This is a genomic window from Nonomuraea sp. NPDC050404 (assembly GCF_040655495.1).
GTDB lineage: Bacteria > Actinomycetota > Actinomycetes > Streptosporangiales > Streptosporangiaceae > Nonomuraea.
This window is the reverse complement of sequence record NZ_JBFAKB010000008.1, coordinates 374,520-390,729: the sequence shown is the minus strand read 5'-3', so window position 1 is coordinate 390,729 and position 16,210 is coordinate 374,520. Positions and strand designations below refer to the sequence as shown.

Here is a 16,210-nt window from a genome sequence, read left to right as displayed (position 1 = left end):
AGAAAGGCGCCGGATGCATGACCCTTCTACCCCCCGCTCCACCCGGGTGGCCGCGGAGCCGGACGACGCGTCGGTCATCGCGAACTCGTGCCGCGACCCCGAGTGCTTCTCGGTGATCTTCGACCGGTACTTCACCGCGATCCACCGCTACGCCGCCGCCCGGCTCGGGCCCGCCGCCGCCGACGACGTGGCGGCGGAGACGTTCCTGGCCGGGTTCGACCAGCGCGAGCGCTACGACGTGAGCCGCCCGGAGGCCAAAGCCTGGTTGTACGGCATCGCCACCAACCTCATCGGCCGCCACCGCCGCGACGAGCTCCGCCTCTACCGGGCGCTCGGCCGCTCGGCGGGCCGCGACGACGTCGAGGGCCACGCCGACCGCGTCGCCGACCGGGTGGCCGCCGAGCAGCTCAGCCCGCGGCTGGCGCGCGGCCTGAAGAGCCTGTCCCGGGGCGACCGTGACGCGCTGATGCTCGTCGCCTGCGCCGACCTCAGCTACGCGGAGGCGGCCTTCGCCCTGGGCGTGCCGATCGGCACCGTCAGCTCCCGGCTGAACCGGGCCAGAGCCAAGCTGCGCAGGACGCTGGGTCACGCGGCGAAGGAGGTCTGAGTCATGGAGGAACTGCAGGAGCTGCGCCGCTACCACGACGCGGTGCCGGAGCCCGCTCCGGAGAGCATCGACGCGGCCCGTTCGCGCCTGGGCGCGCACATGCGCGGGAGCCGGCGGCCCAGGATTCGCCGGATCCGGCCGATGTGGGCGCTGACCGTGGCCGGGGCGTCCGCCGCCGCCGTACTGGTGGCCGTGACGGTCGTTCCCGGCGCAGGAAGCGGCCCGCGCACTCCCGAGCCACGGCCGCCCGCGACCACTGAGCTGCGGCTGCGCCCGGTGGCGAATGCCCAGGACGTGGCCGACAACGCGGCATTGCTGGCCGCCGACGACCCCGGATGGTCGGCCGGTCCCAAGCAGTGGGGCTACGTGAAGAGCATGAGCGCGCGGACGCGGGTGGACGGCGGGGAATGGTTGCGCGGCAGGCCGGCGGTGACCACCACCCACGAGCTGTGGCGACGACTCGACGACAAGGCGTTCGCCAGTATCGAGAAGGGCAAGCTCAAGATCTACAAGGGTTCGGAGTTCGAGGTCGCCTACTCCTACCTGCTCGCCCTGCCGACCGACGCCGATGAGTTGCTGGCCCGCGTCTACGAGACCGCCGACGCGGAGAACGCCAGGCATCGCGCCTCTTCGCTGCGCAACGCCCAGCAGCTGGCGGAATCCAGGGGCAAGACCCCCGAGGAGGCCAAGCGCCTGGCCGAGCAGGCGTTTCCGCCCCTCACCTCCGTGGAGCGCGACAGATGGGCGTTCCGGACGATCGCGATGGGCATGCGGGACGCCGCGCTCCCGCCCAGGCTCCGTGCCGCCATGTACGGCGCGATGGCCAGGATTCCGGGCGTCCGGTACGAGGCCGGTTCCGCCGATCTGCTCAAGCGCCGGGGCATCACCCTCTACCACGTCCTGAACGGCTACCTGCGCGACGAGATCTTCATCGATCCGAAGACCTACGAGTACCTGGGTTACCGCACGGTCGTCGTCAAGGATCACAAGGACGGACCTTTCGCGACCATGCGGAAGGGTGAGATCCGCAACTGGGACGCCCTGATCAAGGCCGCCGTGGTCGATGAGGCCGGGCGGCGATCTGGCTGAACACGTTCTACCTAGCGCGATGGAACGGGATGGAACGCCCTGATCAGAGAACACATCGAGAAAGGACGAACATGTTCCTGAAAAGAGCTGTCATCGGGCTGTCCATCGCGCTCGCGGCACTGGGCGGCGTCGCTCTCCCGAGCGCGGCGTCCGCCTCGCTCCTGGCGAGCGAGACGTTCGTCGGGTCCGGGGCCGGCGAGTTCCCGCCCCACGCGCTGAGGATGGCCAGGGCCGACGCCTTCGGCCAGGCCCGTGCCGCGGGCTACCTCTCGTGCCACGTCGTGGACACGGACGTGCACTTCGACAGCGGGGTCGGGCTCTATGAGGCGACGTACACGATCACGTGCCCGTAGACGATCAGTGCCAACCAGCGCCCTCAGGCGGGCGCATGAAGAGGCCGGGCCTCTTCATGCGCCCCTGGGGGCGTCACTCCGTGATGGTCGGCGGCGCGTACAGGAACGGGCGCACCTCCAGCCACTCGTGGATCGGCTTGCCGCCCGCGCCCGGCGCCGCGGACAACTCGCCGGCCAGTTCGAGCGCCCGCTCGTAGGTCCCGACGTCGATCACCATCCACCCGGCGATCAGATCCTTGCCCGCCAGGAACGACCCGTCCGTGACCGGCGGACGCCCCTCGCCGTCGTAACGGACGAACGTGCCCTCCGGGGCCAGCGCCTGACCGTCCACGTACTCGCCGGTGCCCTCAAGCCGATCGGCGAAGTCCCGCATGTACTGCACGTGCGCCGAGACCTCCTCGGGCGTCCACTGCTCCATCGGCACGTCGTTGACCGCCGCCGGCGCGCCCCGATAGTGCTTGAGCAACAGGTACTTGGCCATCACGTTCTCCTTGGTGCGATACGGCCCATCGTGGCCGTGTTCACTGCGGGGACGCGGCCGCGCGCGGGTTCTCGACATCCCGCCGGGATATTTCTGGCGGGATTTCCGAGCGGCGCTCGCCCGGTCGTCGCCGCTTCCTTCACTTGATCCAGCCGCACCCCGGCTCCTGCTCATCGCGGCCTGGATCATCGTCGGCACCCTGGTCGCCCGCAAGTACTTCCGCTGGGAGCCCCGCCACAGCTGATGTCGTGAACCCTCCGCCCAGCCCGGGAGGCCGGGCGGAGGGGCCGGGCGGAGGGGCCGGCGGCTACTTCGGCGGCCGGACGACCGCGAGGTCGGCGCCCAGGGCCAACTCCTCGACGAGGACCGGCGAGCCGGTCTCCAGGGACCGGTTGGCCGCGATGCCGACCGCGACCGCGCGCAGCCCGTCCAGGTGGCCGGCGGCGCGGCCGAGGGGGTCGTCGCCGATCCGCAGGTCACGGCGGAAGACCTCCTTGAGCAGGATGGCGTCGCCGCCGCCGTGCCCGCCGATGCCGTCGGGGATGGGCACCTCCTCGGCCCTGCGCCAGTGCCGCTGGACGATGAGCTGGTCGCGGGCGGGCCGGAGCAGGTCCCGGGTGGCGCCCTCGGGAGTGGCCGAGGGGTCTACCGCGACGTCGCCGTCCTGGCCGAGCTCGATGGAGCCGCGCTCGACGACCTGGAGTTCGGCGCGGCCGGCGGTGCCGTTGACCGTGACGCGGTAGCCCTCCCACGGGCTGTGCGCGTTGAGCGAGTACGTCAGAGTGGCGCCCCGGCGATAGTCGACGAGCACGGCCAGGTTGTCCTCGATGGTGACTCCGGGCGCGAACGGGTCCTGGTCGCGCCGGTAGCCGTCGTGGTGTTCCGCCTGTAGATAGAGGGCCTCCAAACGGGGATCGGCACGCAGGTCCAGGGCGTACGGGTCGCCCTGGACGCCCGTGCCGCGCTCGGGCCGCTCCCCCATGCCCCGGGCGGCGGCGTTCTCGTCGCCATAGAAGCGCAGCGCGCCGGAGGCGTAGACCTTGACGGGGTCGTCGGCGAGCCACCAGTTGACCAGGTCGAAGTGGTGGCTGGACTTGTGCACCAGCAGGCCGCCGGAGTTGGTCTTGTCGCGGTGCCAGCGCCGGAAGTAGTCCGCGCCGTGCACGGTGTCCAGCGCCCACTCGAAGTGCACGCCGGTCACCTCGCCGATCGCGCCGGAGGCGATGACCTGGCGCAGGGTGGAGTTGCGCGGCGCGTAACGGTAGTTGAACGTCATGACGACGTCGCCGCCGGTGTCGGCGACCGCCCCGGTGATGCGCCGGCAGCCGTCCACGTCGATCGTGAGCGGCTTCTCCACCACCACGCCCGCGCCCGCGCGCAGCGCGCGATCGACCAGGTCGGCGTGGGTACGGTCCACGCTGGTGACGATCACCGTGTCCACGCGGTGCTCGGCGACCATCTTCTCCAGGTCGTCCGGGACATGGCGCGGCAACCCGGCGGGGCCCCCGAGGCCCAGCGCGTCACCGACCTGGGCGTCGTAGTAGTCGATGCGGCCCGGGTTCGGGTCCAGCCACGCGACGATCTCGCCCACATCGGCGTGCTCGCCCGTCAAAGCCGCCACGTACATGCCCGCCCGGTGCCCGGTGCCGGCCACGGCGTAGCGGCGGCGACGGCGCGACGGCGGCGGAGCCTGGAACTGGGGCACCACGCCCGCTCCCGCCTTGGTGCTGGTGCTGGACGCGGGGGCGGGCGCGGTGGGGTTCTGGTCAACGGGGCTGTGGTCGTTCACAGAAGATCCTTGTCTCAAGGTGAAACGCCGTCCGTGATGCCGGGCGCCGTCGTCGGTCACTGCCCGGACGGCCGGTCGGTGAGATCGGGGCGGTGCCGCGGCCACAGAGTGAACGGTCACTTCGGTAAGTTAGTGAACGGTCACTTGGCAGTCAAGCGTCGGACCATCACGCACCGAGGAGCATCAGGTGAGCAGTGCAGGGTCGAAGAAGCGCCCGACCATCCGGGAGGTCGCCCAGCTCGCCGGGGTCTCCCACCAGACCGTGTCGCGCTATCTGAAGCTCGACCACGGCATGAAGGAGCCGACCAGGGAGCGCATCAGGGCGGCGATCGAGCAGCTCGACTACCGCCCCAACCTCGTCGCCCGCGCCATGCGCAACCGCCGCACCGGCCGGCTGGCGATCCTGCTGCCCGCCGGGAACGCCATCAGCTCCCTGGAACTGCTCACCGGCGCCACCACGGCCGCGTACGAGGCGGGCTACATCGTCGAGGTCGTCACCCTGGGCGCGCCCGCCGGGGGCTGGCCGGAGCGCGTGCTCGAACTCGCCGACTCCGGCCTGTTCGAAGGCATCCTGTCGCTGACCCCCATAGCGCTGCCCGACCGGCGCCCCGGCGGTGTGCCGATCGTCGTCTCCCCCGGCTACGACGATCACATGCGCGGCATCGGCGAACTCGCCGACGCCTCCCGCATGGCCGAGATCATCGAACGCCTGGCCGCGTACGGGCACCGGCGCTTCCTGCACGTGGCGGGCGGCTACGAGCACACCTCCGCGCGCCGGCGCCGGCAGGTCTACCTCGACACCCTGGACCGGCTGGGGCTGGAGTCACACGGCGTCGCCGACAGCGGCTGGTCGCCCGAGGCCGCGCGGGACGCGGTGCTCGCCCTTCCCGAGGACAGCGGCGTCACCGCGATCATCGGCGCCAACGACCTCCTGGCCGCCGGCGCCATCCGGGGCGCCTGGGAACGCGGCCTGCGGGTGCCGGCCGACCTGAGCGTCACGGGCTGGGACAACAACGCGCTGGCCGCGATCTACCCGCCGTCGCTCACCACCGTCGCCGTCGAGCACGAGAAGCTGGGACGCCGTGTACTGCGACACCTGCTGGCCGCGCTTCGTGACGAGCCCGAGCCCGCGGACGACGGGCCGATCACGCACGTCATCTGGCGTGAGTCGACCGGGCCGGCCCCCGAGTGATGGTCGTCAGGTGGTCGTCGTGATCACGGTGACGCTGACCGCGGCGCTCGACGCGGCGATCCCGGCGGCGGTCCGCACCACCGCGGCGTTCACGGCCTCGGCTCCCCAGTTGCCCTGCTCCAGCCTCTTCGCCCGTTCCCGGACCAGGCCCGACCACGGCAGCGGGGGCCGCAGGGCCGGGAGGGTGCCGCTGGAGGAGAGCAGCGCGATCACCGCCGCCGTACGAGGGTCGGGGGTCTCACCGTCCTCCAGCACGGCACGGATTTTCCGCCGCAGTTCCGCCTCGTGCCGCGGGTCGTCGGACGGCAGCCTGGTCGTGCGGAACAGGCCCAGCACCCGCCTGCTCTCGCGGCGGATGAGGCCACGCTCGACCAGCCGGTCGATCATCAGCTTCCACAGGCCGGCGCCGATGTCCAGCAGAAGCGGCTGCACCCGCTGGGTCCGCTCGGCGACCTTGTCGTAGGCGGACTGGAGCAGCGGGTCGGGCAGGGGGCCGTCGCCGGCCGGGCGCACCTTGGGGCCGTTCAGCCACGGGCCGCCGCCGTCGGTCTCGACCCTGCCGAGCAGCGCGAGTTCGACCAGCACGGCCCCGCCGAGCGCGTAGTGCAGGGTGCCGGCCCCGGAGGGGGTCCCCGTCTCGTCGTCGAGCATCAGCAGCATCAGATCCTCGACGATCAGCATGTCGCTCCGCACGTCCTTGCCCTGCCTTCTCTCGGTGCGGTCCTGTGCGGTCATCGGCGCGGCTCCCAGCGGAAGATCCGGGAGGCCAGCGTGACGGCGACGACGACCCAGGCCAGGGTGGGCGCCAGCAGGATCAGGGAGTTGGCGACGGACACGCCGCCGTTCCAGGCGTTGACCACCAGTTCGGTGGCCGCGCCGCCGGGCAGCAGCCGCTTGAGCAGCGTGAGGTCCTCGGTCCCGGTGATGCCCACCCAGCTCGCCACGGCGATGACGCCGAGGCTGACGGGCAGCGTGGTCACCTGGGCGTGCTCGGGGGAGTTCGTCAGCCCGGCGGTGGCCAGGGCCAGGCCCAGCATCATGACCAGCGTCGCGATGACGGCCACCACCAGGAGGAGCACGTTGTCCGGTCCGCCCGCGACCACGCCCAGCACGCTCATGATCACGGTCACCTGGACGAGCGAGATGACGGTGGCCGGGAGCAGCAGCCCGGACAGGATGTCGCCGTCGCCCACCGCGGTGGACCGCAGGCGTTTGAGGAACAGGTTCTGCCTGCGCGCGGCCAGCGTGGTCACCGTGCTGGTGTAGAGCCCGAACGCCCCGACGGTGAACATCACCACGGCCGCGATGTATCCGAGACTGCCGAGGGCCGAGAAGACCTCGTGCTGGTTGATGAAGAACGCGCTGACCGCCACGGGCATGATGAGGCTGGTGACCAGGACCAGCCGGTTTCTGAAGATCTGGACCAGCTCGCTGAGAGCGATCGAGAGCATGGCGAAGGTCCTTTTCTCGTTCTCTGGTAGGGGTTCTAGTCGTTGCCGAGGGCGCGGAAGACGTCGTCGAGGCGGGTCGGCCCGGCCTGGAGCTCCTGCAGCTCCACCGCGTGGTCCTGCGCCCAGCGGAGCAGGATGTACAGGTCCTTCTGCAGGCCGAAGGTCTCGATGAGGTGCTTGCCGTCGGCCGCCCTGGTGGCCTGCAGCGGGAGCTCGGGCGCGCCGTCCGGCAGGACGAAGCGGATCGCGGCGGGCAGGGTCCGCGTCAGTTCCGAGACGGTCCCCTCGCGGTGGAAGGTGCCCTGGTGCATCAGCCCGATGCGGTCGGCGCGCTGCTGCGCCTCTTCGAGGTAGTGCGTGGTGAGCACGACGGTCGAGCCGTCCTCGCGCAGCCGGTCCACGGCGTCCCACAGGTCGTCCCTGGACTGGATGTCCAGGCCGGTGGTGGGCTCGTCCAGGAAGATCAGCTCGGGTGTGCCGTAGACGGCGGTGGCGAAGTCCAGGCGCCGCTTCTCGCCGCCGGAGAGCTGGGCCACCCTGGTGCCGGCCTTGCGGGTGAGGTCCACGACACCGAGCACGCGTTCGACGCTGTCGGTACGCCGGGTGAGCCGCCCGATCAGCCTGACGGACTCCCGTACCGTCAGGTCGGGCGAGAATCCGCTCTCCTGCAGCATGATGCCCATCCTGGGCCGCACGGCGTGACGGTCGCGCGGGCTCTGCCCGAAGACCCGCACGGTGCCCGAGGTGGCCGCGCGGTGGCCTTCGACGGTCTCCAGCGTGGACGTCTTCCCCGCCCCGTTGGTGCCGAGCAGGGCGTAGAACTCTCCGTGCCGCACCTGGAAGGACAGGTCCTTCACGGCGTGGAAGTCGCCGTAGGTGACGTTCAGGCGGTCGACGTCGATGACGGGTGTTGAGGACATGCCTCGATTCCACCGGCCGGCGCGCCGGGCTGCCAGTGGGACCGCGTCATGATCCCACCGTGACGTACCGTCAGGCGAAGTGGTGACGCCATGTCACTGGCGTGGCACCTGGGCCTCCAGATTTCGACGCCCTACGACTATGACAAACGGGGTCGTAAGCATGATCGTGGATCATGCACGCATGATCGACCGAGAGGGATCAGCAATGGGGTACACGCGCCACCGCCGGTTATTCGCGGCGGCGGTCACGGCCAGTCTTACGCTCACCACGATCACGGCGACCGGCGCGGCACCGGCTCCGCGGACCATCTTCGTCTCTCCTTCGGGTGCCGCGGACGCCGCGGGCACCGAGAGGGATCCCGTCTCGATCGAAGGCGCCCGCGACCTCGTACGCGAACGCAACGACTCCCTCAGCGACGACCTCATCGTCACGCTGGCCGACGGCTGGTACCGCCTGCGGGAGCCGCTCCGGCTCACCCGCGAGGACTCCGGCGGCAACGGCCACTCCGTGATCTGGCGCGCGGCCAGGGGCGCCAGGCCCGTCATCGCCGGTTCCAGCCCGGTCACCGGCTGGCAGGCCGCTCCGGGCGGCTCAGGAATTTACCAGGCCGCCGTGCAGAAGGGGTCGGCCACCAGGGCACTCGTGGTCAATGGGAAGCTCGCCCCGCGAGCCGCCACCCGGTTCACCAGGCCCGCGAACGACGGCTTCCTCACCGACGGGCTCCGCTTCACACCCGCCATGAACTTCCTGAAGTCGCTCACGCCCGAGCAACTCGCCGGCGTCGAGATCCGCAGTTCGGCCTCCTTCACCGACCGCTACAACCGCGTGGAGAAAATCAGCGACGACGGGACCACGCTCCGGATGAGCCAGCCGGGATGGCGCAGCAACACTTATGGCTGGGACCACATGGCCTCCCCATTCGAGGACCACGGTTTCTTCGCCGAGAACGCCCTCGCCTTTCTCGACGAACCGGGCGAGTGGTTTCTCGACGGACAGGCCGGCCGCCTTTATTACAAGCCGCCCGCCGGCGTCCGGATCACCGACCTGAACGTCGAACTCCCCCGGCTCGAAACGCTCCTCAGCGTCAGCGGTACCCGGACCGGCGAGACGACCGCCCAGGCGCATCACATCGCCTTCGAGGGAATTCATTTCACCGGCACCACCTGGAACGAACCGACCACCTCCGGCGCGTACGCCGACCAGCAGACCGGCACCTTCATCTCCGTCGATCCCGCCTGGTATCCACCCCAGGGATATCCGGCCAATTTCGAGGCCACCCGCCCGAAGTGGAACCAGGTCCCCTCGGCCGTCCAGGTCTCCGCCGCCACCGACATCCGTTTCACCGGCGCTTCCTTCCACGGGCTCGGCGCGGGCGGACTGGGGGTCGGGAACGACGCCAACGCGCACCTTTCCGGCGTGGGCCTGTCGGCGCAACGGGTGACGATCGAGAACTCGACGTTCACCGAGATCGGCGCCAACGGGCTCACCGTCGGCGGCGTCCAGCAGGAGGCCCACCACCCCGGAACCTCGTCCGACGGAACCAGGGATCCCGCCGTCGGCGAGGAGGAGGTGGCACGCCGGACGATCTCCGGCATCACCGTACGGCGCAACGTCATCCACCGCACGGCACGCCTCTACAACGCCAGTGACGGCATGCTGATGACGTATTTCCAGAACTCCCTCATCGAGCACAACGAGATCACCGACCAGCCCTACTCCGGCATGGGACTCGGTTACGGCTGGGGATCGAACGACGCCGGCGGCAGCACCGAATATCTCGCCCGGGGGCTCTACGACTACCAGCCGATATTCCCCACGCCCACGACTTTGAAGAACAACCGGATCGTCGGCAACTACGTCGCGCAGGTCGTGTCCGGCCGGATCGACGGCGGCGGCTTCTACAATCTCTCCGCCCATCCGGGAGGGGTCTACCAGCGCAACTTCTTCACCTCGCCCGACGGGAAAGGCTTCCACATGGACGAGGGAAGCCGGCACCTCACCTTCGTCGGCAACGTCATGATGATGGGCGGCCAGGGGACCGAACTCTGGCTGGACGCCAATCTCAACGGACCGACCACCGGCGACTTCACGGGCCACGGCAACTACACGAACAAGGTCGCGCCCCGCTCGCGGAACACCTCACGCGGCATCGACATCGGCTCGACCCTGGTCAAGTCGCCATTCACGTGCGACTGGCCGAAGGAGGCGCAGGCCATCGCGTACGAGTCCGGAATTCCGCCGCGCCTGCGTGCCGGGAACGACCCGAACCGGCCGGCCCCGGGCACCGGCGCGTGCCTGCGGACCTCGTTCGACAAGACCGGCCCCACCACCGGCGTGCTCACCGCGACGTTCTCCGGCGACTCCGCGGGCAGGCACAGCCTGTCGGCCGCCGCGCCCGAGAACATCACCCTCAAGCCCAGGAAGCCGGGCGTCTGGGACGTCACCGCCGCCAAGGCCGGCGTCGTGGCCGACATCGACGTCACGGCCACCTGGCAGGGCGTGTCGAAGGCACGGCGCACCACCCTGGACTTCGCAGGACCGGTTTCCCCGCCGCTGCGCAGCACGGGAAACACCGGCTACCAGGCCACGGAGGTCGAGGGCCGGTACGGAATCCGTCAGGCGGGCAAGGACCTCTGGACCCGGGCCGACGACTACGCCTCGATCTTCCGGCCCGACGTCCTGAAGTCCGGAGACACCCTGCGGGCGAGCGTCACCTCGGTCGAGGTCACCGACGACTGGTCCAAGACCGGCATCGTCGTCCGTAACGACCTGTCCAGGCCAGGCAGTCCCGGCGGCTACGCGGCGCTGCTCGTGACGGGTTCCAACGGCGTCGTGCTGAGCGTCGACAGCGACGCGGACGGCCATCTCGACACGAACGTCGCCCAGGTCACCGACGTCGCCGTGCCGGCGGACCTGGAGATCGTCCGCGACGGGAACACCCTTCGCGCCAGGGTCTTCGAGTACGACCACGAAGAGTGGATCGACGTCGGCACCGCCCGGCTGACCGGCGCGGACGAGGCCATGGACGCGGGCCTGATCCACCACTCCCACGACGAGGACACGTTCGGATGGGCGCGTTTCGAACGTTTCGGCGTGTTCTCCCCGGCGCCGGCCACCAGAACGGCCGGCCAGGAAGGGCACGGCAACGCCGTGCGGCTGAACGGCCCGGAAGACCCCAACGAACACATCGACCTGCCCGACAATGTGCTCGGCGGGCTGACCGACTTCACCATCGCCGCCTGGGTGAACCGGGCCACCACAACGGACCAGGAATGGTCGAGGATCTTCGACTTCGGCACCGGCGAATCGGCGTACATGTTCCTCGCCCCCGATGTGGGCGGCGATCCCGGCCTGCGCTTCGCCATCACCACCAAGGGCGGCGCCGGCGAACAGCAGATCACCTCCCCCACGCCGCTCCCGACCGGCTGGCACCACGTCGCGGTCACCCTCTCGGGCACCACCGGCACCCTCTACGTGGACGGCGAACCCGTCGCCACGAATGACGGCCTGACCCTCGACCCGAGCGCCCTGGGCGCGACGACCGACAACTGGATCGGCAGGTCCCAGTACGGCGACCCGCTGCTCAAGGCCACCGTGGACGACTTCCGGATCTACGGACGCGCGTTGACGCAGGCCGAGATCCGGTCGCTCCCCGGCACGCCGGGAGGCGGCGACGTGGCCTGGTACCGCTTCGACGAGGACGGCGGTACCCAGGCGAAGGACTCCTCGGGCAAGGGCAGGGACGCGACGGTGGTCACGTCGCTCGTGCCCGTGCCGGACTGACGAGACAAGAGGGCGGCAGGGGCGCCCCTGTGGCCCCTGCGGCCCTCTTGGAGTCAGAACGACGGCCCGGAGCGCACTTCACAGGCCCGCGATCGCGGAGGCGGCGCGGGGCCCGGTGGTCAGTTGCGGCAGCCGCTGCTGCAGGGAGACGGCCCTGGTCAGCAGGGCCCTGGCCGACGGGACGCCATGGTAGGGCCGCACGCCGGACTGCAGGTGGGCGAGCGCGGTGCGGGCGCGGCCCGAGTTGATGGCCGGATAGTCGTCCAGGAACCGGTGCCAGGTGGCGATGGCCTCCTTCAGGTAGCCGTGGCGCAGTTGGAGGCCGGCGATGTGGGACAGGGTGATGGCGCGGGAGTGGCGTTCGGTGGCGGGGCTGTGCCGTACCGAGATCTCCAGTTGTGTGATGGCCTTCGGGGTGTCGCCGAGCAGCGCCAGCATCACGCCGCGCCGGTAGGCCAGGGCGGCCGCGGCCGTGCGGGAGGGGTCGCCGGCCCGCTTGAGCCCGGCCTGCGCCGCCGCCATGTCGGCCAGCGCGCCCTGGCGGTCCCCCGCCGCCGCGTGCGCGACCGCGCGCTGGCCGAGCAGCCGGGCGCACTCCTCCGGCGGCAGTTCGCCGGCGGCGGTGGCCACGGAGGCGCGGGCCAGGGCGAGCGCTCGGTCGTGGTGGCCGAGCGCCACCGCCTGCACGCTCATCGAGGTCAGCACACGGGCCCGGACGCCGCTCTCGCCCGCCCGGGCGGCGAGCCGCAGGGCGATGAGGTAGTACTGCTGGGCGAAGCCGTGCAGTTCGTCGTCGCGGCACATCACCCCGCACAGGTACGCCAGCCGGGCGGCCACGCTCATCAGCTCCGCGCGGATCTCCCGTGTGGCCGCCGCCAGCGACGGGGCGATGGCGTTGGCCAGGTAGAGGCCGAGCGCGGTCCTGACGTGGCCGGCGCCGCCCGCCGCGTCCGCGCCGGTGAACAGCCGCAACATCTCCTCGGCCGACTCGACGTCCTTGCGCCCGACCCGTACGGACCCGGCCGGCGCCGACATGTTCGGGGACGGCTCCGGCGCCGGAACGCGCGGCTCCTCATCTCCCGGAAACCCGGACAGCCGGTAGACGCGGTACGGCGAGGTCGCGAGATTGGCCGGGCTGCCCGCCACCGCGAGGGCGATCAGCCGGTCGGACGTGCCGTCGCCGTCCTCCTGGGCGCTCTCGCCGAAGCCCGCCTCGGCGGTCGTGACCTGGCGGCCCAGCCGCCGGGAGAGCGCCTCGGCCACGATGTGCGGCACGGGCCGCCGGGGTACCATGCCGGCCAGCCACTGCCCGGCCGATGACCGGGTGTAGGCGAGGGGAAAATTGGCCTCCCTGCCGACGGCGTTCACGGCCTCCGCGAGGCCCTGGCCGTTCCAGGCCGCTTGTCTGATCAGTGCGTGCAGGGCTTCGTTCTGAACGCGCGAGTCCACGGACTCCTCCGGGCGATTGGGTCGAGGTGCGGGCGGCCCTCAGTAGGGCAGCGGCCGGCCGGCGGGGGTGCGCAGGTCGAGCGGCAGACGGCGGCTCTGCTTGCGTGGCCGGCGGATCTGCGTCGTACGCATCGGTCTTTCCCTTCCTGCGGGCGATCTCTCTGCCAGCAGACTAGGAACGTGACCGGGCGGCGCACTTCGGTCAATCGACTGCTTCGCCGTCACCGATGAAGGTGTGCAACTGGGCCCGGGTGGAGACGCCCAGCTTAGGAAAGATCCGGTACAGGTGGCTGCTGACCGTCCGGTGCGACAGGAACAGCCGCTCGCCGATCTCCTTGTTCGTCAGGCCCTGACCTGCGAGCCGGACGATCTGCAGCTCCTGCGCCGTGAGCAGGTCGAGGCGCGACTGCGCGGGCCCGTCGGAGCGCACCCCCGCCGCGCGCAGCTCGATCCTGGCGCGCTCGGTCCACGGCTGCGCGCCGAGGCGTTCGAAGATGTCGAGCGCGGCGGCCAGTTCCTCCCGCGCGTGCTGGATCTGGTAGTGGCGGCGCAGCCGCTGGCCGTACTCCAGGTGGGCGCGGGCCCGCTCGAACGGCCACTGGCCGGGCGGGCAGCCGGCGAGGGCGGCCTCGAAGTGGCGGGAGGCGTCCTCGTCGGAGTGCGCCAGCAGGCCGCGGGCCGTGCCGATCAGCAGGTCCAGCCGCTCGCTGCGGCGCCCGGCCAGGTCGGCGTCCGCCGCGTCGATCACGCGCGCGGCGTCCTCCACGTGCCCCGTGAGGGCCGCCGCGCCCGCCAGGTCGGCCAGCGCGTGGTAGGAGTGGTGGTCGTGCACGGGCTCGCCACCGCTGGTGAACAGGTGCCTGAAGTGGTTGTACGCGGCCTCGTGGCTGCCCTCGGCGGTGGCGGCGAGGCCGAGCGCGCGCTCGCAGCGCACGGTGACCAGGCGGTTCTGGGCGTCGGTGCCGGCCAGGGTCTGGTGGGCCAGCGCGCGGGCCTCCTCGGCGTGGCCGCGCAGTGCGGCGAGGATGGCCCGCAGGGACTGCGCCTGGGCGGCGGACACGCCCGGTTTGATCTCGGCGCAGATCCGTACGGCGCGCTCGGCCACCGATTCGGCCTTCTTCCACCGGCCCGTCTCCAGGCAGGCGAACCCGTACATGGTCAGGAACGCGCTGTTGCCGCCCGCGGGCGCGATCTCCTGCTCGGGGTCGAGCAGCGGCGCGAGCAGGTCCACGGCGGCCTCGGGGAAGTCGCCGAAGGCGGCCATCATGCCCAGCAGCAGCCGGTCCACGAAGTCCCGGCCTGGACTGGCCAGCTCGCGTTCGAGTGCGGCGCGGACACCGTCGCGGGCGGCCAGCAGGTCGGTGCAGGCCGTCACCCAGGACATGGCCGGGCCGTCGTCGGGGCCGGCCTTGGCGGTGAGCAGGCCGAGCACGCGTTTGATCTGTTCGCGGTGGGCGCGGCGGCCCGAGTAGAACACCACCCTGGCCGCCATGCCCAGCGTGGTCAGCGCGGCGGACGGGGCGTGCCCGGCGGCGTCCTCGGCCGCGGGGATCAGCAGGGCCATGGCCGCGTCCTGCCGCCCGCCGGTGGAGATGACCCAGCCGACCAGCGACGGCAGCAGCGCCAGCACCCCCGGGTCGTCGGTCAGCGCCTTCACGGTGGCGATCAGCTCCTCGACCTTGCCGGCCTGCTCCAGGTACAGGGCCACGCGGGCGGCCTTGACCAGCCGGCGCGCGCGGGCACGCGGGTCGAGGGTGAGGTGGGCGGCCCGCTCCATGGCGGTGCGTGCCTCGGCCGGCGCGCCCCGCTCCTCCGCCCGGTGCGCGGCGGCCTCCAGCAGGGCGGCGACCTCCTCGTCCGGGCCGTCCGCGGCGGCGGCGAGATGCCGGGCTCGCCGGTCGGGGTCGTTCTTCAGTATGCGGGCCAGTCTCAGGTGTGCACGGCGGCGTTCCTCGCACGAGATCGTCCGGTAGACGGCCGAGCGGATCAGCGGGTAGCGGAAGACCTGGCCTGTCGCGCCGTCGCCGGGAAGCGCGACCAGCCCGGCATCCACCGCAATGGACGTCGCGGCCCCCATCCCATCCGGCAGACCCTCCTCCTCCTGCAAGCCGCCCGCCTTGAGCGCGGCCAGGATCGCGGGCCATTCGCCGTCGCCCGCCGCGGACATGGTGACCACCAGGTCGCGCGCCGCCGGGGGCAGTTGCTCAAGCTGGGCGCCGTAGAACTTCTCCAGGTGCTCGGTGAGCGGGAGGGTCTCCCCCGGCCCGTGCACCGCCACCCCCGCCCAGGACCCGGTGGCCTTGGCCAGCTCGATGATCGCCAGCGGGTTCCCGCCCGCCTCCCGCAGCAGCAGCCGGGCCAGCGGCTCGGGCGGCGGCCCCGGCTGCAGGCTGAGCAGCAGGTCGGCCGCCTCGGCGGGCAACGGCCGCAGGAGCAGCTCGGCGGCCCCCACCGCCAGCGGCGCCGGCGCGGGCCCGCGCGCCCCGGCCAGCACGGTAACCGGCCGCCCGCCCCGGGCGGCCGCCCGGTTCGAGCTGCGGGCGACGGAGCCGACCACCTCCAGCGAGGCGCGGTCGCACCACTGGGCGTCGTCCACCACGAGCAGCACCCCGCCGTCGAGACCGGACAACAACGCCAGCGTCGCGGGCGCCACCTCCGCCCACTCCACCGGTCTCCCCCCGCTGTCCATGGCGAACGCGGCCCGCAGCGCCGCACGTTCACGAGCCGGAAGGGCGTCCAGCCCGCCGAGCACCGGCCGCAGCAACTGGTGCAGCGCCGCGAAGGGCAGCGTGGTCGCCCCCTGGTAGCCGTGCGCCCTGAGCACCATGCCACCATCGGAGCCATCGGAGCCATCGGGGCCACCGTCGGGGCCGCTCTCAGGCTGCGAGCGGCGTACCGCGTCCTCGATGAGGACGGTCTTGCCCAGCCCCGCGTCGCCCCGCACGATCAGCACCGAGGACCGGCCGGAATGGCGTAGAAAGTCCTCGATCAACGCGGACTCGCGTTCTCGGCCAACGATCACGTTCCACCGCCGTAGTCGTGCCGGGAAGTTCTCCGGGCTCCGCTCATACGGTATGACCGTCAGGGGCGAATCC

General features: G+C 71.6%; 12 protein-coding genes. 5 read left to right on the top strand and 7 right to left on the bottom strand.

The window, feature by feature from the left end; translation table 11 throughout:
* The first annotated feature begins 13 nt into the window (after window positions 1-13).
* From AB0I81_RS24925 to AB0I81_RS24915, 3 genes are all read left to right on the top strand, one after another.
* Window positions 14-607 carry an RNA polymerase sigma factor gene (locus AB0I81_RS24925; RefSeq protein WP_360660611.1) on the top strand — a complete coding sequence of 198 codons (594 nt, stop codon included), beginning with the start codon at window positions 14-16 and terminating at the stop codon, window positions 605-607.
* A 3-nt stretch (window positions 608-610) separates the two neighbouring features.
* Complete coding sequence (locus AB0I81_RS24920) at window positions 611-1,696, top strand: hypothetical protein (protein WP_360660608.1); 1,086 nt, start codon at window positions 611-613, stop codon at window positions 1,694-1,696.
* 71 nt (window positions 1,697-1,767) lie between these two features.
* Entirely contained in the window at window positions 1,768-2,049 is a 282-nt protein-coding gene (locus tag AB0I81_RS24915) for a hypothetical protein (protein ID WP_360660607.1), read from the top strand.
* 73 nt (window positions 2,050-2,122) lie between these two features.
* On the opposite strand, the gene AB0I81_RS24910 is transcribed toward AB0I81_RS24915, so the two are convergent.
* Window positions 2,123-2,530: a hypothetical protein gene (locus AB0I81_RS24910; protein ID WP_360660605.1), complete on the bottom strand. Its 408-nt coding sequence runs from the start codon at window positions 2,528-2,530 to the stop codon at window positions 2,123-2,125.
* Window positions 2,531-2,837: 307 nt separating this feature from the next.
* Window positions 2,838-4,319 carry a Gfo/Idh/MocA family oxidoreductase gene (locus tag AB0I81_RS24905; protein WP_360660602.1) on the bottom strand — a complete coding sequence of 494 codons (1,482 nt, stop codon included), beginning with the start codon at window positions 4,317-4,319 and terminating at the stop codon, window positions 2,838-2,840.
* Between the two features lie 187 nt (window positions 4,320-4,506).
* Here AB0I81_RS24905 and AB0I81_RS24900 point away from each other — a divergent pair, with 187 nt between their 5' ends.
* On the top strand, window positions 4,507-5,511 hold the full coding sequence (locus AB0I81_RS24900; RefSeq protein ID WP_360660600.1) for a LacI family DNA-binding transcriptional regulator: 1,005 nt from the start codon (window positions 4,507-4,509) through the stop codon (window positions 5,509-5,511).
* Window positions 5,512-5,517: 6 nt separating this feature from the next.
* Here AB0I81_RS24900 and AB0I81_RS24895 read toward each other — a convergent pair whose 3' ends face one another.
* The 3 genes from AB0I81_RS24895 to AB0I81_RS24885 are packed head-to-tail and all read right to left on the bottom strand — an operon-like array spanning window position 5,518 to window position 7,882.
* Window positions 5,518-6,246 (bottom strand): GPP34 family phosphoprotein, encoded by a 729-nt coding sequence (locus AB0I81_RS24895; RefSeq protein WP_360660597.1) that lies wholly within the window; start codon window positions 6,244-6,246, stop codon window positions 5,518-5,520.
* A complete protein-coding gene (locus tag AB0I81_RS24890; RefSeq protein ID WP_360660594.1) occupies window positions 6,243-6,962 on the bottom strand; it encodes an ABC transporter permease in 720 nt (239 codons plus the stop codon). The genes AB0I81_RS24895 and AB0I81_RS24890 overlap by 4 nt, the downstream gene beginning before the upstream one ends.
* Window positions 6,963-6,997: 35 nt before the next feature.
* Complete coding sequence (locus AB0I81_RS24885) at window positions 6,998-7,882, bottom strand: ABC transporter ATP-binding protein (protein WP_360660591.1); 885 nt, start codon at window positions 7,880-7,882, stop codon at window positions 6,998-7,000.
* A gap of 205 nt (window positions 7,883-8,087) precedes the next feature.
* Between AB0I81_RS24885 and AB0I81_RS24880 the strand changes: the two genes are divergently transcribed.
* Window positions 8,088-11,666 (top strand): LamG-like jellyroll fold domain-containing protein, encoded by a 3,579-nt coding sequence (locus AB0I81_RS24880; RefSeq protein ID WP_360660589.1) that lies wholly within the window; start codon window positions 8,088-8,090, stop codon window positions 11,664-11,666.
* Window positions 11,667-11,744: 78 nt separating this feature from the next.
* Here the strand turns inward: AB0I81_RS24880 and AB0I81_RS24875 are convergent, their stop codons facing one another.
* Both AB0I81_RS24875 and AB0I81_RS24870 read right to left on the bottom strand, forming a co-directional pair.
* Window positions 11,745-13,115: a hypothetical protein gene (locus AB0I81_RS24875; RefSeq protein ID WP_360660586.1), complete on the bottom strand. Its 1,371-nt coding sequence runs from the start codon at window positions 13,113-13,115 to the stop codon at window positions 11,745-11,747.
* A gap of 202 nt (window positions 13,116-13,317) precedes the next feature.
* Window positions 13,318-16,137 carry an AAA family ATPase gene (locus AB0I81_RS24870; protein WP_360660584.1) on the bottom strand — a complete coding sequence of 940 codons (2,820 nt, stop codon included), beginning with the start codon at window positions 16,135-16,137 and terminating at the stop codon, window positions 13,318-13,320.
* Window positions 16,138-16,210 lie beyond the last annotated feature (73 nt).